The organism is Collinsella ihumii, from assembly GCF_900046475.1.
Lineage (GTDB): Bacteria > Actinomycetota > Coriobacteriia > Coriobacteriales > Coriobacteriaceae > Collinsella > Collinsella ihumii.
In genome coordinates, this window is sequence record NZ_FCOU01000003.1 from 607,285 (window position 1) to 622,121 (window position 14,837).

At 64.9% G+C, this 14,837-nt stretch carries 11 protein-coding genes; 3 read left to right on the top strand and 8 right to left on the bottom strand.

All coding sequences use genetic code 11. The annotated features are described in order from the left end of the window. Nucleotides 1-36: 36 nt before the first annotated feature. Complete coding sequence (gene pheT, locus BN3789_RS03900; RefSeq protein WP_066830202.1) at nucleotides 37-2,502, bottom strand: phenylalanine--tRNA ligase subunit beta; 2,466 nt, start codon at nucleotides 2,500-2,502, stop codon at nucleotides 37-39. 93 nt (nucleotides 2,503-2,595) lie between these two features. Further along, nucleotides 2,596-3,672, bottom strand: a complete 1,077-nt coding sequence (gene pheS / locus BN3789_RS03905; RefSeq protein WP_066830204.1) for a phenylalanine--tRNA ligase subunit alpha — start codon at nucleotides 3,670-3,672, stop codon at nucleotides 2,596-2,598. Nucleotides 3,673-4,183: 511 nt separating this feature from the next. Here pheS and BN3789_RS03910 point away from each other — a divergent pair. Both BN3789_RS03910 and BN3789_RS03915 read left to right on the top strand, forming a co-directional pair. Continuing rightward, entirely contained in the window at nucleotides 4,184-5,710 is a 1,527-nt protein-coding gene (locus BN3789_RS03910; protein ID WP_066830207.1) for a carboxypeptidase M32, read from the top strand. A gap of 138 nt (nucleotides 5,711-5,848) precedes the next feature. After that, nucleotides 5,849-6,793 (top strand): SPFH domain-containing protein, encoded by a 945-nt coding sequence (locus BN3789_RS03915; protein WP_066830210.1) that lies wholly within the window; start codon nucleotides 5,849-5,851, stop codon nucleotides 6,791-6,793. Nucleotides 6,794-6,911: 118 nt separating this feature from the next. Here the strand turns inward: BN3789_RS03915 and BN3789_RS03920 are convergent, their stop codons facing one another. The 5 genes from BN3789_RS03920 to rfbB all read right to left on the bottom strand — a co-directional run bounded on the left by BN3789_RS03920 (nucleotide 6,912) and on the right by rfbB (nucleotide 12,729). Then, complete coding sequence (locus BN3789_RS03920) at nucleotides 6,912-8,903, bottom strand: DUF4012 domain-containing protein (protein ID WP_066830213.1); 1,992 nt, start codon at nucleotides 8,901-8,903, stop codon at nucleotides 6,912-6,914. After that, complete coding sequence (locus BN3789_RS03925) at nucleotides 8,897-9,121, bottom strand: hypothetical protein (protein ID WP_066830216.1); 225 nt, start codon at nucleotides 9,119-9,121, stop codon at nucleotides 8,897-8,899. Before BN3789_RS03925 ends, BN3789_RS03920 begins: the two co-directional genes overlap by 7 nt. Nucleotides 9,122-9,399: 278 nt before the next feature. Continuing rightward, a complete protein-coding gene (gene glmM / locus BN3789_RS03930) occupies nucleotides 9,400-10,740 on the bottom strand; it encodes a phosphoglucosamine mutase (protein WP_066830219.1) in 1,341 nt (446 codons plus the stop codon). A 269-nt stretch (nucleotides 10,741-11,009) separates the two neighbouring features. Next, the gene (locus BN3789_RS03935) at nucleotides 11,010-11,567 is read right to left on the bottom strand and encodes a VanZ family protein (RefSeq protein WP_066830221.1); all 558 of its coding nucleotides are present in this window, start codon (nucleotides 11,565-11,567) and stop codon (nucleotides 11,010-11,012) included. Between the two features lie 142 nt (nucleotides 11,568-11,709). Further along, nucleotides 11,710-12,729 carry a dTDP-glucose 4,6-dehydratase gene (gene rfbB, locus BN3789_RS03940; protein WP_066830223.1) on the bottom strand — a complete coding sequence of 340 codons (1,020 nt, stop codon included), beginning with the start codon at nucleotides 12,727-12,729 and terminating at the stop codon, nucleotides 11,710-11,712. A 484-nt stretch (nucleotides 12,730-13,213) separates the two neighbouring features. Here rfbB and BN3789_RS03945 point away from each other — a divergent pair, with 484 nt between their 5' ends. Next, on the top strand, nucleotides 13,214-14,320 hold the full coding sequence (locus BN3789_RS03945) for an AAA family ATPase (protein ID WP_066830226.1): 1,107 nt from the start codon (nucleotides 13,214-13,216) through the stop codon (nucleotides 14,318-14,320). 389 nt (nucleotides 14,321-14,709) lie between these two features. Here the strand turns inward: BN3789_RS03945 and BN3789_RS12305 are convergent. Next, the coding region (locus tag BN3789_RS12305) for an IS3 family transposase (RefSeq protein WP_147569527.1) at nucleotides 14,710-14,837 on the bottom strand (128 nt) is incomplete at its 5' end.

Consider the following 14,837-nt stretch of genomic DNA (forward strand, 5'->3'; position numbering starts at 1 on the left):
ATAAAAGACCAATGCGTCAACGCGCCGCGGCAACAGTTAAGACCTGACCTCGCCGCCCGTGGCCTTGCAAACCTTCGCCACGAGCTTGGAGTGGGCGCGCTCGACCTCCTCGGACGTGAGCGTATGGTCGTCGGAACGATACGTCAGCGCGAACGCCATGGACTTCTTGCCCTCGCCCACGCGCACCGGGTCGCGGTACACGTCGAACAGGCGCACATCGGACAGCAGCTTGCCGCCGGCGCTCACGATGCGGCGCTCCAGATCCTCGCAGGTCACGCCCTCATCGACGACGATAGCCAGATCGTGCTCCACGCTCGGGAAGCTCGAGAACTCGTGGTAGGCCTCCTGGTTGCGGGCGCCGCGCAGCAGGGCCTCAAAGTTGAGCTCGAAGGCGACCACGGGAAGATCGATGTCCATGGCCTCGCGCGCATCGGGGTGGATCTCGCCGACCCAGCCGAGCACGGTGCCGCCGGACAGCACCTCGGCGCCGCGGCCGGGCTGCAAGAACGCGTAGCCCTCGCCCTCGGCGGGACGGAAGCGGACCTTCTCGACACGCAGCTGGGCAAGCAGCTCCTCGACCACGCCCTTGCCGTCGAAGAAGCGCAGCGGCGCGAACTTCTGGTTCCACGTCACGTCGCCCATGGCGCCGGACAGCACGCCGGCGACGCTCACGTTCTCCTTGGGCTTGCTGGCGTTCTCGCGGCCGTGGAACAGGCGGCCGATCTCGTAGAGCTGCACGTTGGCGATACCGTGGGCCTCGTTATAGGCCACGGAGCGCAGCAGGCCAGGCAGCAGCGAGCGGCGCATCTCGGTCTGCTCGGCGATCAGCGGGTCCATGAGCACGACGGGAAGGCCGCGGCCCTCTTCCGACATGCCGATCTTCTTGAGGTCGTCGGCCGCAGCAAAGGCGAAGGTCGTGGTCTCGTTCAGGCCGCAGGCGCGCAGGATCTGGCCGATCTTGCGGGTGAGATGCTGCTCGCGCGTCAGGCCGCCGATGTGGTTCTTGGCGGCAGGGATGGTCGCCTCGACGCGGTCCATGCCCCACAGGCGCAAGATCTCCTCGATCAGGTCGATCTCGCGCGGCAGGTCGGGGCGGAAGCTCGGCGGCACGACGCGGAACGCCTGCTCATCGCCCTCGCACACGCGAGACACCGTGCAGCCCAGGCGGGTCAGGGCGCGCTCGATGAACTCGGGATCGATGTCCGCGCCGCAGATGGCGTGCACGCGCGCAAGGCGCAGCGTGAGCTCGGGCTGCTGCTTGGGCGCGGGATAGAGGTCCACGTAGCCCGGAGCGACCTCGCCGCCGGCGAGCTCCTCGATCAGCGCGCACGTGATGTTGGCCACGTCCACGCAGCCGGTCTCGTCAACCTGGCGCTCGAAGCGGATGGACGCGTCAGAGATCAGGGACAGGTCGCGGCTCGTGTGCGAGGTGCGGCCGGCGTCGAAGCAGGCGCTCTCGACCATCACGTCGACGGTGTCGTCCTCGATCTCGGAATCCATGCCGCCCATGACGCCGGCCAGCGCCACGGGGCGCTCGCCGTCGGTGATGAGGCTCATGCCCTCAGACAGCGTGCGCTCGACGCCGTCGAGCGTGGTGAACGTCTCGCCCTCGCGCGCGGCGCGCACCACGACGGAGCGCTTGCCGTCGCGCTCGGCGAATGTGGACAGGTCGAACGCGTGCAGCGGCTGGCCGGTAAGCATCATCACGTAGTTCGTGATGTCGACGATGTTGTTGTGCGGGCGGATGCCGAGCGCGTTCAGGCGCTGGACCATCCAGTCAGGGCTGGGGCCGACCTTCACGTTGCGGACGATGCGCGCGACGTAGCGGCTGCACATGCCCTCCCCGTCGAAGTCGACCGAGATCTCGTCGGCGGTCGGACGGCCGACCTCCTCTTTAATCTGGGGGTACTCGACATGGTAGTCGCGGTCGTAGATGGCGCCGACCTCGCGCGCCATGCCCACCATGGACAGGCAGTCGGGGCGGTTCGGCGTGATCTCGCAGTCCAGCACGGTCTCGGAGGTGCCCTGGTACTGGGCGAACGGCACGCCCACGGGCGCGTCGGGCGGCAGGATCATGATGCCGGAATGGTCGCCGGACAGGCCCAGCTCGCGTGCGGAGCAGTTCATGCCGAACGACACCACGCCGCGCAGCTTGGACTTCTTGATCTTGACGCCGCCGGGCAGCTCGGCGCCGATCAGGGCGGTCACGATGTGATCGCCCTCGTTGAAGTTCTGGGCACCGCACACGATCTGCAGCGGCTCGGGCGCGCCGTCCTCGCCGAGATTGAACTCGCCCACATCGACCTTGGTGACCCACATATGGTCGGAATCGGGATGGGGCTCTTTGGAAACCACCTGGGCGGTGACGACATGGTCGAAGGACTCGCCCACCGTATCAACAGACTCCACCTCGGTGCCCGTGCGAATGAACTCGGCGACGAGATCGGCCGGATCGGACGGCAGCTCGATCATCTCGCCCAACCAACTATAAGGAACGCGCATTGCGATTTCTCCTTTATGACATGTAGAACGGTTTCGGCTTTCGCATGAACGGTCTCGAACAGGCGCGACGCCCAGGGCGTCGCCCGGGACCGCCTAGAACTGGTTCAGGAAGCGCATGTCTCCCGTCATCAGCGTGCGGAGGTCGGGCAGGTCGTAACGGAGCGCCGCCACGCGCTCGACGCCGATGCCGAAGGCGAAGCCGGAATAGCGCTCGGGATCGATACCGCAGTTCACGAGCACGTTGGGGTCGACCATGCCGCAGCCCAGAATCTCGATCCAGCCGGAATGCTTGCAGAAGCTGCAGCCCTCGCCGTGGCACACGCCGCAGCTCACGTCGACCTCGCAGGAGGGCTCGGTGAACGGGAAGAAGTGCGGGCGGTAGCGCGTCTTGCGCTCGGAGCCGAACATGCACTTGACGAAGTAGTCGAGCGTGCCCTTGAGGTCGCCGAACGTGATGCCCTCGTCCACCACAAGGCCCTCGACCTGGTTGAACTGCGGCAGATGGCAGGCATCGGGGGTGTCGGGGCGGTAGACCGTGCCCGGGGCGATCATGTAGATGGGCGGCTTCTGCTCCTCCATGGTGTGCACCTGCACGCCCGAGGTCTGGGTGCGCAGCAGCACGTCGGACTCGCCGTGCGCGTGCGCCTCGGCGTGGGCGCAGGTGCCGGGCGCGTTGTCCACCACGTAGAACGTGTCGCGCGCGCTGCGGCTGGGATGGTCCATCGGCGCGTTCAGCGCGGTGAAGTTGTAGAAGGTCGTCTCCACGTGCGGACCGTCCTCGACCGTGTAGCCGATGCCGCAGAAGACGTCCTCGATCTCCTCGATGATCTGGTTGATGAGGTGCTGATGGCCGATCTTGGGACGCGCACCGGGCAGGGTCACGTCAACGGCCTCGGTCGCCATGAGGTTGCGCATGGCCTCGCGCTTGAGCGCGCCGCCGCGGCGCTCCAGCAGGCTCTCGGCCAGACGGCGCAGCTCGTTGGCGCGCTTGCCGAGCACCGGGCGCTCCTCGGGAGCCACCTTGCCCATCATGTGCATGACCGAGGTGATCTCGCCCTTGCGGCCGAGCAGCGCCACGCGCGCCTGCTCGAGCGCATCAACCGTCACGGCGCCCTCGATCATCTCCTTTGCCTTGGCTTCGAGCTGGTCAAGGTCTTCAATCAGACTCATGAAACATCCCTTCTCAATAAAAAACCGTCCTTGCACGTGGGGAAACCCCGTGTGCAAGGACGGACAGATCCGCGGTACCACCTTGTTTGGCTGCCGGTTGTCGCGCCCGGCATACCCTCTTTTGCCCGATATCGCCCGGGCGCGCGGCTTCCCTACTCAGCTGCCGTGTTCCGGCACGTCCGTTCAGGTCGCTGCTCGGGAGTGAACGCTGTGTCCTTGCCCACGCAGGAAGGCTTTCAGCCGGTGACCTTCCCTCTCTCTGCGGGACGCGGCGGGCACAACCCTCTCCGTCAACGCGTTGAGGGCAAGGATAGCACAAGCGCTTGCCGCAAACCCGCGCAAGCGCACATTCCACGCTTTTCGGCGCCTTTTGGGACGGGTCCTTTTATCCGGAATGCGCGTCGCTTGCGCGACCGGCCGGATGCTTACCGGTGTTTTGCCATAGGCTTACGAAGCCGATACAGCTACACTTGTTGGAATACTCAATCGCACGGAGGATGAGGAGAACGCGATGGGAAAGGCAAAGATCAACACCCACAAGCTGGGTAAGAAGCTGCGAAAGCTCGAGCGCAGGCTGTGGACCTACGAGTACCTGCTCAAGATTAGCGAGTTCGACGGCGCCACCGTGGCACCCGAGAACGGCGCCGCAGCTCGCGGCGAGGCCCTGGGCACGCTCGCCGCCGCCCATCACAAGCTGCTCACGAGCGATAAGGCCGTTGAGCTCGTCCGCGCGCTCGAGAAGGCGGCCGCCAAGGACAAGATCACCGGCCAGCTCGCCGACGAGGTCCGCGTGCTCGCGCGCGACCAGCGCGAAGCGCTCGTCATCCCCACCGAGGAAGAAGAGGCCTGGACCCGCCTGATTTGCGAGGCGGATGCCGTGTGGCACAAGGCGAAGGCTGCCAACGACTGGGCGTCGTTCGAGCCCTACGTCGACCGCATCGTCAAGACCTGCAAGCGCCATGCGGGCTATCTCGATCCCACGCGCGACCCCTATGACGTGCTGCTCGACCAGTACGAGCGCGGGCTCACCTCCCAGGCCTTCGACGCGTTTTGCGACCAGGTGCGCGCAACCGTCGTCCCGCTCGTGCACGCCATCGTGGAGCACGGCGTGCAGCCCAACGCCTCGTTCCTCCAGGCGCGCATCCCCGAGTCCATCCAGAAGGCGATCTCGTTCGACCTAATCGACCTGGTGGGCATCGACCGCGCCGACACCGCGCTCGCCTTCACCGAGCACCCCTTCTCCGAGGGCTTCTCGACCGGCGACGCGCGCATCGCCACGCACATCTACGAGGACAACGTCATCTCGAACGTCTACTCCATCATCCACGAGGCGGGCCACGCCATCTACGAGCTGGGCGTCGACGAGGCCTACGCCTACACGTGCCTGGCGGGCGGCACGTCCATGGGCATCCACGAAAGCCAGTCGCGCTTCTTCGAGAACACCGTCGGCCGCAGCCGCGCGTTCATGGGCCCGCTGCTGCAGATCCTGCGCCGCCGCATCCCCGCCATCTACGACAGTGTCTCCGAGGAGGAGCTGTACCGTGCCGTCAACATCGCGGAGCCCTCGCTCATCCGCACCGAGGCCGACGAGCTCACCTACCCGCTGCACATCATGATCCGCTACGAGATCGAGCGGAAGCTGTTCTCCGGCGAGGCGACGGCGCGCGACATCCCGGGCCTCTGGGACGAGCTGACCATGAAGTACCTGGGTATCGAGGTGCCCGACGACACGCACGGGTGCCTGCAGGACACGCATTGGTCGGGCGGCAGCTTTGGCTACTTCCCCACCTACGCGCTGGGAAGCGCCTACGACGCGCAGTATGCGCCGGCCATGGCGAGCGCCGGCATCGACCTGGAGGCGGCGTGCGCCTCGGGCGACCTGGCACCGGTGCGTGCATGGCTCGAGCAGAACATCTGGCGCTGGGGCCGCGGCAAGGATGCGCCCGAGCTCATCGAGAACGCCTGCGGTGCGCCGTTCGACGCGACGTATTACTGCGACTACCTCGCCAAGAAGTTCGGTGCGCTCTACGCGCTGTAATGCTTATGTTTCGTTTTTGACGCGGGCGCGCCGCAGGGGGGATCTCCCTGCGGCGCGCCCCTTTATCCCAAGCTTGCGATTCCCCTGCGCCCGGATGGGGTATCCTGCCTGTAAGTTCATCCGTCGAAAGGAAACGCCATGTTCGGCTTCATCCTCATCGCCGTGCTCGTCCTGCTCATCATCAGCATCGCGACAGGCAACCTGTTCTTCGTGGTCAAGCAGCAGCACGCCGTCATCATCGAGCGCCTGGGCAAGTTCAACCGCATCGTCGGCGCGGGCTTCCACGCCAAGATCCCCTTCATCGACCGCAAGGCGGCCACGGTGAGCCTGCGCACCATGAAGAACGGCTTCGATATCGACGTCAAGACCGAGGACAACGTCACCATCGGCCTCGAGGTCTCCGCGCAGTACCACGTGAGCTACGAGCTCGGCAACGCGCCGCAGGAATCCGGCGTGTACAAGAGCTACTACATGCTGCAGCAGCCCGTCGCCCAGATGCGCGACTTCATCACCGACGCCCTGCGCAGCTCCATCCCCGTCTACACCCTCGACGAGGTCTTCGCCAAGAAGGACGACATCGCCAAGGACGTGAACGCCACCGTCTCTGAGCAGATGGCGGCCTACGGCTTCACGCTCGTCTCGACGCTCATCACCAAGATCGCGCTGCCCGCTGAGGTCGAGAACTCCATGAACCAGATCAACGCCGCCCAGCGCACCAAAGCCGCGGCGCAGGACCTGGCCGAAGCCGACCGCATCCGTCGCGTCACGGAGGCCAAGGCGGAGGCGGAGGCCATGGAGCAGGCGGGCGAGGGCATCGCCAACCAGCGCAAGGCCATCGCGCTGGGCATCAAGGACTCGCTGGAGATCATCCAGGAGACCGGCGTGGGCAACGACGAGGCGAACCTGCTGTTCATGTTCACGCAGTGGACCGAGATGATGAACGAGTTCGCCAAGAGCGGCAAGAGCTCCACCGTGGTGCTCCCGAGTGATTTCCGCCAGTCGGCAAGCATGTTCGAGCAGATGATCGCCGCCGGCGAGGCCAACGACGCCGGTAACGTGCCGCCGGTGACGCCTGAGGGCTAGCGGATCGCTCCGCTCGCCCAGCCGGCCGCCCCGCACACGCACGCGCAACGCAAAGGCGCCCCGTCCGGATCGCTTTCCGGACGGGGCGCCTTACTGTACCGCGCGTGCTCTGAGAACTCTACAGATTACCCTCGCGCGCATCCTGGCAGGTCGGGGTCACGCGCATCTGGAGCTCGCCGGCCGCATCGGAGGGAACCGTGATCGTGTAGGTCACCGTGCAGCTCTCCTCGTCATACAGGTCGAGCATGCCGTACGTGACGTTCAGCCCGTTGTAGGTGCCTTCCTTCATAGTCATGTCGGCCTGGCCGTTCACCTGCACGTTCACATCGGAGATGGTGCCGCCTGCAGGTGCGAACAGGTAGACGATGTAGCGCTCGAGCGGCACGAGCTGGATCGAGCCGTCGTCCATCCACTTGTTCACGCCCACGTATCCCGGCAGGTTGGCCGCCTCCGCCTCGGTGCAGGTGTTGGCGATGTCGACCGTGACGTCGTAGGTCGTGGTGCCGTCGCCGCGCTTCATGCCCGAGGAGACGTCCACGTTGAGGTCGAGGTACCAGTCCATCTTGGAATAGCCCACGTTGTTGAGGTAGACGCCGGCCTCCGGGACGCCGTCGACGTCGCCCGCGTCAGGCAGCTCGTTGGCGATGCCCATGTCCTCGATCGCCTGCTCCTCGTCCGCATCCTCCATCCAAACGATGAAGCGGCCCTCGTCGCAGCCGCGCGCGAAGACCTGCACGAGGCCGGCCATGTCGGCCTCGCCGATGCCGGACAGGATGCGGTCGAAGGCCGCCTGCGCCACGCTCGCGAAGATGGCGTCGGACTCCTCCTGGGGGTAGTTCCAGTACACGTCGTGCATGAGGACGGTCGCCGCGTTCGTGCCGTCCACGGCCGTGCCATCGGGCAGCGTCACGCCGCCGACGAGCCCGAGCAGGTACTGGAGGAACACCGGATCGAGCGCGATGACGCCGTCGACGTGCTGACCCATACCGGCCTCCCACAGCTGACCGATGATGGAGGCGGCGCGCGGGAAATCGGGGATCATGGTGGCGTCGCCCGTCACCTTGCCCACGTTGCCGGTCATCTTGTTGAACAGGTTGTTCTCCTCATCGGTGAGCAGAACCTGCTGATCGTCGGACACGCGCAGCGAACCGCGGAAATCGCCGATCTCCATCTGGCCGTCCGTGATCGTGATGACACCCTGGGAGCCGCCCAGGCCGCCGTTCGCACGGATCTCGACGTTGTTCTGCGCCATGACGAGGTAGCTGCGGGTACCTTGCGCGCCCAGCATGGCGGGCAGCACGGGCGAGAGGCTCTCGCTCGCCTTGACCGCGCCGTCGAGCACCGCGAAGCCGTCCTTGGCGGTCTCGACGAGCTCGGTCACCTGCGCGACGTGCGTGTCGCCGATCGCCTGCACGCGCTCGTTCGCGCTCCCGAGGACCCCGGCGCTGTCGGCCAGCGCGTCCACGACGGCGCAGACGGCCGACACGTTGATGCTGCCGTCGGCGAACAGCCTGCCCGGCGTGGCGCCGGCGAGCTGTTCAGCCATGGGCACGAGCGCGTCCGCGGACACCTCGGACAGAACCGAGACGAGCTCGCGGGCGGCAGACACGTCGGAGCCGACCACGGGGATGACGGAGGCCGCGGCCCAGAGGGGACCGGAGGTCTCGGCCTCGATGTCGGCGCACAGGGCCTGGAGGCGCACCGCGTCGTCGGGCAGCGTCGAGAACTCGCCAGAGGTGACCTTGTCCTTCACCGAGTTGACGATGCCCACGGCCTCGCCCGCGCGGTCGCGCACGGACAGCGCGGAGCGGGCGAGCAGGGCGCCCGAGACGCCGAGCGCGACCACGAGCAGGACGACGACGGCGATGACGGTGCGGCGGATGCGGCGGCGACGGCGGTCGCGGCGGCTGTGGCGGCGCTTGACGAGTCCGTCGTCGGTGCGCGAGCCGGCGTCCTCGCCGTAGGGCAGGCCGAAGTCGTAGAACTCGGCGCGCTCCCCGGAGGGCGCACCCTGGAAGGCGGTCGGCTCGGAGGAGGCGCTCCCCCGCTCGGTCTCGATGCGGCCGACCGGCTCGGTGTAGGGGCCGTCCTGGGGCGGTCTCTTTAACACATCGGCTGTGAATAAGAGACAACCGTATCAACAGACTCCACCTCGGTGCCCGTGCGAATGAACTCGGCGACGAGATCGGCCGGATCGGACGGCAGCTCGATCATCTCGCCCAACCAACTATAAGGAACGCGCATTGCGATTTCTCCTTGCTCGGCGGCCGTGCGGCGGCGCGGCGGACGCTGCGGACCGCTGCCGTTCATGTCGTTCGAATCTGCCATATCGTCTCCTTGTATCGCACGCACGAGTGCGTCTGTATTCGCCCTTGAAAGTATAGTTTATGCAAACTTGCAGCTACTAAACTCCAAATGAGCTACAAGGGGATGCATGCAAATTGGGGACGTACCTTCCGCATGCACTTTTGCAAATCGGGGACGCCCCTTCGATGGGTTGGTCGGGGATGGCACGCAGCCCCGCACTCTGTGCCAAAACGCAAATCGGGCGCCCCGCCACCGCGCGGGACGCCCGATACAGACGCCTATGTATCGACGGTTTTCGCCTACTCCACCTTGAACGAATCGAGCGCCTTCAGCGTGAACGCGCTCGCCTCCTCGCACAGCTCCTTCGTCGGCGCCTCAGCGAGCACGCGGACCAGCGGCTCGGTGCCGCTCGCGCGCACGAGCACGCGGCCGCGATCGCCCAGGAACTCCTCCGCCTGCTTGACGGACGCCAGCACGCCCTCGTCGGCCATCGCCGCGTCGCGGTCGGTCACGCGCACGTTGGTGAGCAGCTGCGGATACAGCTTCACCGGCGCGCACAGCTGGGACAGCGTCTCGCGCTCGGCGCGCAGCACCTCCATCACGCGCAGCGAGGTCATGATGCCGTCGCCCGTGCACTCGATGTCGCCGAAGATGATGTGTCCGGACTGCTCGCCGCCCAGGCTGTAGCCGTTGGCGCGCATGCAGGCGTAGACGTGCTTGTCGCCGACGGCCGTGGTCTCGTAGGACAGGCGCGCCTCGTCGAACGCCTTGAACAGGCCGTAGTTGCTCATGACGGTCGGGACCACGGTGCCGCCGGTCAGACGGCCGTGCTTGTTGAGGTAGACGCCGCACACGTACAGGATGAGGTCGCCGTCGACCACGTTGCCGTGCTCGTCCACGGCGATGCAACGGTCCGCGTCGCCGTCGTAGGCAAAGCCCACGTCCAGACCCTGCTCGACCACGTGACGGCGCAGGCGATCGATATGGGTGGAGCCGCAGTCGACGTTGATGTTGAAGCCGTCGGGGCTATTGTTGATCACGCGAACGTCGGCACCGAGCGCGTCGAACACGGGCTTGGCAACCGAAGACGCGGAACCGTTGGCGCAGTCCAGGCCGATCTTCACGCCCTGCAGCGAGAAGTTGGCGCTGGAGATCAAGAAGGCGATGTAGCGGTTACGGCCCTGCATGTAGTCGATCGTCGCGCCGATGGCGTCTCCGGTGGCCAGCGGCACGTCGCACTTGCCGTCGATGTAGTCCTCGATCAGCTCGAGCACTTCCTCGTCCATCTTGTAGCCCTCGCCGTTCACGAGCTTGATACCGTTGTCGGTGTAGGGGTTGTGGGAGGCAGAGATCATGATGCCGCAGTCAAAACGGCCGTCGACCGTCTCGTACGCCACGCCCGGCGTGGGAATGACGTGCAGCATGTACGCGTCGGCACCCGAGGCGACAAGGCCCGCCACCAGCGCAGATTCAAACATGTAGCTCGAACGGCGGGTGTCTTTGCCCACGACCACGCGCGCCTTGCGCTCCTGGCGCGCGCCGTAATACCAGCCCACATACCGTCCGATCTTGAACGCATGATCAACCGTAAGGCCCTTGTTGGCTTCTCCACGGAATCCGTCGGTGCCGAAATACTTCATGTACGGTCCCTTTCGCAGAATGGTGCGACCAGCGGACATGCGACCGCGGCGCGATGCATTGAAACTGGCGTGCGCCAGCGGCTCTATTGTAGCGTTGCGAGCGCATTGGCCCAAACGGGGCGGCGTCAAGTTATCGAATCGTTTATCAGTTGGGAGGGAGACGCCCTGAGGCATGTTGGGGGCGGCGAGGATGGCGGATCGGCAAGCTGCGCCAGCGACGCAGCACCGGAGGTGGTCAAAATGTGCGTTCCCTATAAGCATTCCCCTGGTCAGCCGAAATGGGCGCCGCGCTTTCCCCGGTGCGCCATCAAGAGGACGGCGGGGATGAACACCAAGACGAGCGCCAGCCCGTAGCCCAAAGCGTCGAAAAGAAGGTCGGTGACATCGAAATGCCTACCGAGGACGAACAGCTTATGGATCTGGTCGAACAGGGAGCATACGACGCAGATCGCCAGGGCAACAGTCGCTCGATGGCTCAAGCGCTTGCGCGGCTTCAAAGGAGAGCTGTCGCTTCGCGGCACGTACAGAAGCGCCGCCAAGCTCACAAACAGCCCGAGCGCGAAGAACTCCGCCGTATGGGCCCACTTGCGAATGCCGGCGACAGCGAACAGATGCGAGGCGACTTTGCGAATCGTCGCCTTGATGGTCATCCAGATCGATCCGCCGGCAGCGGTCTCGACCGGCGTGAGCTTCTGCTCGAAGAAACCGGAAAGGGAGGCGCTTTCCTGCGGTCCCTGCACGGTAAGGGCGAAGATGGCCGCGAACGCGACCACGCCGAGTGCAACGCAGGCAAACCAGATACAGCGTTTTGTGCGATGGGAAATCATATGGCCCCTCACCTCTTTTCAGCTTCTTGCGACTCGCGTTCTGATACCCACTCGATCGCTCCTCGGGATGCTCTACGCAAAAAGCCCGCAGACGCGACGTCTGCGGGCTTTTCGGTTTTGGGAGCTATAGGGTTTGCCCGCCTTACTGCCCCTGCGCGGCATAGCGGGCCTCGGCGGCGTCCTTGGCGGCGCGCCACCAGGGCTCGTGGTCGCGGTACCAGGCGATGGTCCGCTCCAGGCCGGCGGCGAAGTCGGTGTGGGCGGGCTCCCAGCCGAGCTCGCGGCGGAGCTTCGTCGGGTCGATGGCGTAGCGGCGGTCGTGGCCGGGGCGGTCGCGGACCCAGTCGAAGTCGTCCTCGGGCCTCCCCATCGCGCGCAGGATGGCGCGCAGCACGTCGATGTTGCTCCGCTCGCCGTCCGCGCCGATCAGGTAGGTCTCGCCGACGCGGCCGCGGGTGAGGATGGTCCACACGGCGGAGCTGTGGTCCTCGGTGTGGATCCAGTCGCGGACGTTGCGCCCGTCGCCGTAGAGCCTGGGGCGCACGCCGTCCAGGATGTTGGTGACCTGCCTGGGGATGAACTTCTCGGGGTGCTGGTAGGGGCCGTAGTTGTTCGAGCAGTTGGAGATGGTCGCGCGCAGGCCGTAGGTCCTCACCCAGGCGCGCACGAGCATGTCGGAGGCCGCCTTGGTGGAGGAGTACGGGGAGGACGGCCGGTACGGCGTCTCCTCCGTGAAGCGGGCGGGGTCGTCGAGCGCGAGGTCGCCGTAGACCTCGTCGGTCGACACGTGGTGGAAGCGCACGCCGTGCTTCCGGCAGGCCTCTATGAGCGCGAAGGTGCCCTCCACGTTGGTGCGCAAAAACGGCGCCGGGTCGGCGATGGAGTTGTCGTTGTGGGACTCCGCCGCGTAGTGCACGACGGCGTCGTGCCCCGGGACGAGCTCGTCCAGAAGCCCCGCGTCGCAGATGTCGCCCACGACGAGCTCCACGCACGCAGAGTCCAGCCCCGCGATGTTCTCGGGGTTGCCCGCGTAGGTGAGCTTGTCGAGCACCGTGACGTGCACCTCCGGGTGCTCGCGCGCCACCCAGCGCACGAAGTTCGACCCGATGAAGCCGCAGCCGCCGGTGACGATGATGTTTTTCGGCTCGAAGATCTCCGACATTCCAGCCATCCTTCCGCTGTATTGTTCCACCCCGTCACTCTACACGAACTATCAGCCCGCTGCAGCGGGAAGACACATGGCTTTGCATTCGTAATGTCGGAGCGGAAAGCCTCACAATCGAAGGGCTCACAGCAGTCTACGACACATGGAAGATGCGGAGTCCATGATAGAGAGCCAAATACACGGTGCGCTGACACAACCTCATAATGGCGCTTATAAGGATTTGTAGTCGACCAGACGTCATAATCGAATGTGAATTCGATATTGTGCCACAGAATGCCGACCTCCGAACCATCCGGTCTCCAAAAGCATCTCGTTGTCGTGAAGACATGGCGCAACCCGTCAGGACGTTCTTCCACACGTACACATTTCTGGCGACACGCGGGACAAATGACAAAACTCCCAAACGATGCCAAAAGATGCAAAAATCGAAATGGGACACCGCTCGGAGCATGCCTGTGCCATGCAAAACGGAAGGAGCGACATGACGGCATCGAGAAACCCATTTACCCCGACCTTTGGTGTTGTGCCTTTCGTCATGGCCGGACGCGACGAGCAGATAAGCAATATCCTGAATGCGCTCGATAACGGCCCGGGCGATCCAAATCTCTCGACCATCTTTATCGGCGCTCGCGGAACGGGAAAGACCGCGCTGCTCATGTACCTCGCGCGTCAAGCCCAGCAATACGGCTGGATCGCCGTCAGCGTCTCCGCTCTCCCGGGCATGTTGGAAGACATATATGAGCAAAGCCTCGAGAAAGCGCGGGAGTTCGTCTCGTCTGAAAACCAACATCATCTGACGGGAGTAAACGTCGGAGGTGTTTTCGGCGTTTCATGGGAACGTTCGTCCCCGGAAACCGGTAATTGGCGCACGCGGATGACCCGTCTGCTTAACGAACTTGAAGAACAGAACGTGGGGCTTCTTATCACCGTAGACGAGGTGCGCGTGACTCTCGACGAAATGGTCGCGCTGGCTGCCACATATCAGCTGTTCGTTGGAGAGGGCAGGCGAATCGGGCTCCTTATGGCGGGCCTCCCCCATCAGGTATCCGCACTGCTGCGTAACGAGAATATTTCGTTTTTGCGCCGAGCGGCCCAGTATCACATGGAGCGCATTCCGGACTACGAGGTCATCGATGCGCTGCGCAAGACGATCGAGGCGGAGGGCCGCACGGCATCCGATCAAGAACTGGCTCGAATGGCCGAAGCATCGCAGGGCTTCCCGTATATGATCCAACTCGTCGGGTCGAGGGTCTGGTCTCAGCACCCCGAAATGAAACGCATCAGCTCCCAAGACGTGAAGCGCGGCATAGACATGGCGCGCAACGACATGCGCACGCGCGTGCTCGACGCGGCATATCGGGAGCTCTCCGAAGGCGACCTGCGCTTTCTCGAGGCGATGCTTGAAGACGAAGGGGCCAGCCGCGTGTCCGATATCGCGCATCGCCTCGGGGTCTCAAGCGGCTACGCCGCGCAGTACAAGCGTAGGCTGCTCGAACAGGGCGTCATCGGCGAGCGCGGCCGCAGAATCGTCGACTTCGACATCCCGTTTTTCAGGGAGTACCTTGAGGGGATGAGGAGTAGCGAGTGACGGAGGCTGTCTACTTGAGTAATCGCGCCTGTTAGCACCCTCGGTATCGCGATTCGGCACCGCTCCATCCATCGCCCGATATTGCCGTTCGGCACCAGCCGTATTCCCGTTCGGCACCGCCTCCGCCTACGCTCGGCTCGCCATGCAACCGAGAGAGAAGGAGGCAAGACATGGCGAGGAAGATCAGGGCCAGGGAGGTCCTGCGGCTGCTCGAGTCGGGCATGTCGCGAAACGCGATCGCGAGGTCGCAGGGAATGCCGAAGCACAGCGTCCAGGCGGTGTCCGAGGCCGCCGAGGCGGCGGGGATCGGCTGGGCGGAGGCCGAGGGGATGTCGGATGCGGAGGCCTACGCGCTGCTGTTTGAATTTGCCCCGATTCCGTTTACATCCTTACGCCGCCGTTTTGGCGGCGCCCTCCATATGCCTCGCCTCGAACTCCTCGGGGCTGAGGTGCCCCAGCGCCGAGTGGATCCGCACCCGGTTGTAGAAGCACTCGATGTACTCGAAGATCTCGAGGG

Coding starts and splice junctions, on each gene's coding strand:
- pheT (WP_066830202.1), bottom strand. CDS start 2,502: ATGCGCGTTCCTTATAGTTGGTTGGGCGAGATGATCGAGCTGCCGTCC.
- pheS (WP_066830204.1), bottom strand. CDS start 3,672: ATGAGTCTGATTGAAGACCTTGACCAGCTCGAAGCCAAGGCAAAGGAG.
- BN3789_RS03910 (WP_066830207.1), top strand. CDS start 4,184: ATGGGAAAGGCAAAGATCAACACCCACAAGCTGGGTAAGAAGCTGCGA.
- BN3789_RS03915 (WP_066830210.1), top strand. CDS start 5,849: ATGTTCGGCTTCATCCTCATCGCCGTGCTCGTCCTGCTCATCATCAGC.
- BN3789_RS03925 (WP_066830216.1), bottom strand. CDS start 9,121: ATGGCAGATTCGAACGACATGAACGGCAGCGGTCCGCAGCGTCCGCCG.
- glmM (WP_066830219.1), bottom strand. CDS start 10,740: ATGAAGTATTTCGGCACCGACGGATTCCGTGGAGAAGCCAACAAGGGC.
- BN3789_RS03935 (WP_066830221.1), bottom strand. CDS start 11,567: ATGATTTCCCATCGCACAAAACGCTGTATCTGGTTTGCCTGCGTTGCA.
- rfbB (WP_066830223.1), bottom strand. CDS start 12,729: ATGTCGGAGATCTTCGAGCCGAAAAACATCATCGTCACCGGCGGCTGC.
- BN3789_RS03945 (WP_066830226.1), top strand. CDS start 13,214: ATGACGGCATCGAGAAACCCATTTACCCCGACCTTTGGTGTTGTGCCT.